Genomic DNA, 2,607 nt, shown 5'->3' with positions numbered 1-2,607 from the left:
CCGCGCTCACCACCGGCGGTGCGCTCGATCCGCTGCGCGAGGACAGCGCGGCGCGGCTGGAAGACTGGATCGCGGGCGCGGATGCGGCGCAGGGCGATGGCGTGTGCGAAATCGTCCTTACCAGTCTCGATCCCGACGATCTGACCTTGCGCCAGGCGCGCTTGATCGGCGAGGCCGACGCGATCGCCTGCGCGCCGGGCCTGCCCGAGACCCTGCTGGTGCGTGCGCGCGCCGATGCGGTGCGGCTGGACCTTGCGCCCGGAGAGGCGCCCGTGCCGGTGTCCGGCTTGCTCGTCGTCCTGCGTGCACCCACCCGCGCTGCGGTTTGAGCTTAGTGATTACAATGATTTAATTACGCCTGTTCGGCCCGGCTTGCCAAACAGCACGAGGTGCCAAGACCGGGTGCGAACGAGAAGAAGGGTGTCAGGGGTGTTGTCGAGGAAACCAGCGGTGTTGCGCACAGCGTCGTCGGAGCTGGCATCGTCGGAGCTGGCATCGTCACGGCTGGCTGCGACGTGGAGCGGGACCGGGCCGCGCATCCGGATCGCCGCCTTGCCGGTCTACTCCCAGGCCAACGCGCTTCACGGCACGTTGGCCGATCGCGCGCGCGCGCCCTGGCTCGATGACAATGTGGCCGGGACGCTGAGCTGTCTCTACCCACTCCACCCCACGATCTGAGCGCCTTCTTCGCATGGAGTTGCGCGCACCGCTGGCCGCACTGGCCCGCGACGATACCGGTTGGCAGGCGGGGCAGGACGGGCTGGCGCAGGCGGCGCAGACCTGGCGCGCCGATCCGGTCATGGCGCCGGTCCTGGCCGATATGGCCCGTTTTGGCGCGGGCGCGCGGCTGGACCAATGCCCTGCGCTGGACGCGCTGTTCGCGCGTGGGAGCGCGGCGGCGCAGCGCTTCGTCACCACCGGAATTGCCGCCGGGATCGCCGCGCTTGAGGCGCATCCGCTCGGCCAGCTACCCTTGCGCCATGGCCTTGGCCGTGCGGCGGCGACGCTGGTGCTCGCCGCGAGCGGGCGCGCAAGCCTTGCGCTGAGCTGTTACGACGAGGCCGCGATGCGCGCGATGCCCGCCCCCCGCTCGGCCCGGTTCGCGGGGCAGGAAACCTGGCTGCAGGTCGTCGCCGGCGAGGGGGAGGCGGATGACCACAGGCTTGATCCGGCCGAAAGCGGCGCGGCGCGGGCGGTGTTGCATTCGGCCGGGGTGCGCCTGCGCGCCGGGGAACGGTTCTACCGCGACGAACGCACGGCGGCGTGGCAGGTGCGCGCGGTGCACGGGCGGCTCGTTGTCCTGCGTCTCCAGCGCACGATCGAGGATCGTGGTCCGGCGTTCGAATACGCGCTGGCCGATGGCGCGCTGCTGCGCCGTACCGCGCCCGATCGGCGCACCAGCCGAATGGAACTGGCGATGGCCGCGCTCGGCGCGATGGGGCGCGCCGATGCGGTGCCCGAACTGGTCCGCGTAGTGGAAGCCAGGGCAGAGCGCGCGCCACCCCATCCGACGCCCGACGATCCGGCGCTGCGTTGGGAGGCCTTGCGCCAGTTGCTGGTGATCGATGCGCGCGCGGGACTGGCGCAGCTCGAACGCCTCGTGGAGGCCCCGTCCGATCCGCTGCACGCCGAGGCGGTTAGCCTGCGCGCGGCGCTGCTTGGCCAGTGGCCGCAACTGGCCGGGCGGGACGGGCAGGGGGCGGCATGGCGCGGCTGATCGCGGTCCGCGACAAGGCGGTGGTCGCGGTTCGCGATAAGGCAGTGGTCGCGGTTCGCGACAGGGCGGCGGTCTCGCTTGCCGAATGCGTCGACGCGCTGGAGAGCTGGGGCTTCGATCCCGGTGACGAGGTCAATCTCGCGCACGCGGCGAGCTGGCTGGTCCGGCTCGGCAACAACACCGGCTTCCTGGGCGATCTGCTGATCGGCGCGCTTGGCCCTGGCGGGCAGGCCGGGGCACCGTCCCCGTTCCTGCGCATGGGCGCCAACGCCAGCGTGCTGGTCGCGCCGGGGAAGGGCAATTTCTACCTTATCGCCCGAATCTGGCCCTCACCCGCGGACAGCGCCTACCAGACCAGCGGCCCGGCGGCGTTCGACTACGGCGTGCTGCACGATCACAATTTCGATTTCCTCGAACTGGGCTATTTCGGCCCCGGTCCGCGGGTCGACGATTTCGAGTACGACCCCGCGTCGGTCGTCGGCTACCCCGGAGAAAGCGTGGCGCTGCGCCGCCGGGGGCGGTTCTGCATGGAGCCGGGCACGCTGGTGCATTACCGCGCGGGGCGCGACATCCACTGCGTTCACCCGCCCGCTTCGCTCTCGATCACGCTCAGCCTTGCGCATTGCCAGGCGGTGCAGGGCTGGCGCGACCATTACGTCTTCAGCCTCGAGGCCGCGCAGGCGGACCATGCCCGCATCGTGCAGCGGCTGGGCGCGGGGCCGAGCGAGGCTTTTATCCGCATCGCGGTGGCGCTGGGCAGCGAAGAGGCGCTCGACCTTGCCGAACGCTTCGCCCGCCATCATCCGAGCGACCGGATGCGGCTGTGCGCCTGGCAGGCGCTGGCGGATGCGGCCAGCGACGCCGCCGCCCGCGACCGGCTCTGGCGCCAG

At 71.5% G+C, this 2,607-nt stretch carries 3 protein-coding genes and 1 pseudogene; all 4 read left to right on the top strand.

Going from position 1 to position 2,607, the window contains the following annotated elements:
* Positions 1–329 (top strand): annotated as a pseudogene (locus tag MTR62_RS20680) (siroheme synthase); the annotation flags it as partial.
* A 121-nt stretch (positions 330–450) separates the two neighbouring features.
* Positions 451–678 carry a hypothetical protein gene (locus MTR62_RS20675; protein WP_244024505.1) on the top strand — a complete coding sequence of 76 codons (228 nt, stop codon included), beginning with the start codon at positions 451–453 and terminating at the stop codon, positions 676–678.
* A 13-nt stretch (positions 679–691) separates the two neighbouring features.
* Positions 692–1,717 (top strand): hypothetical protein, encoded by a 1,026-nt coding sequence (locus tag MTR62_RS20670; RefSeq protein ID WP_244024503.1) that lies wholly within the window; start codon positions 692–694, stop codon positions 1,715–1,717.
* A partial coding sequence (locus tag MTR62_RS20665; protein WP_244024501.1) for a transposase occupies positions 1,705–2,607 on the top strand: 903 nt, incomplete at its 3' end. The genes MTR62_RS20670 and MTR62_RS20665, both read left to right, overlap by 13 nt.

This window comes from Novosphingobium organovorum (assembly GCF_022832435.1).
Classification (GTDB): Bacteria; Pseudomonadota; Alphaproteobacteria; order Sphingomonadales; family Sphingomonadaceae; genus Novosphingobium; species Novosphingobium organovorum.
Note: the sequence above shows the minus strand (reverse complement) of the source record. Positions and strands in the feature narration are given on the sequence as shown.

Coding starts and splice junctions, on each gene's coding strand:
- MTR62_RS20670 (WP_244024503.1), top strand. CDS start 692: ATGGAGTTGCGCGCACCGCTGGCCGCACTGGCCCGCGACGATACCGGT.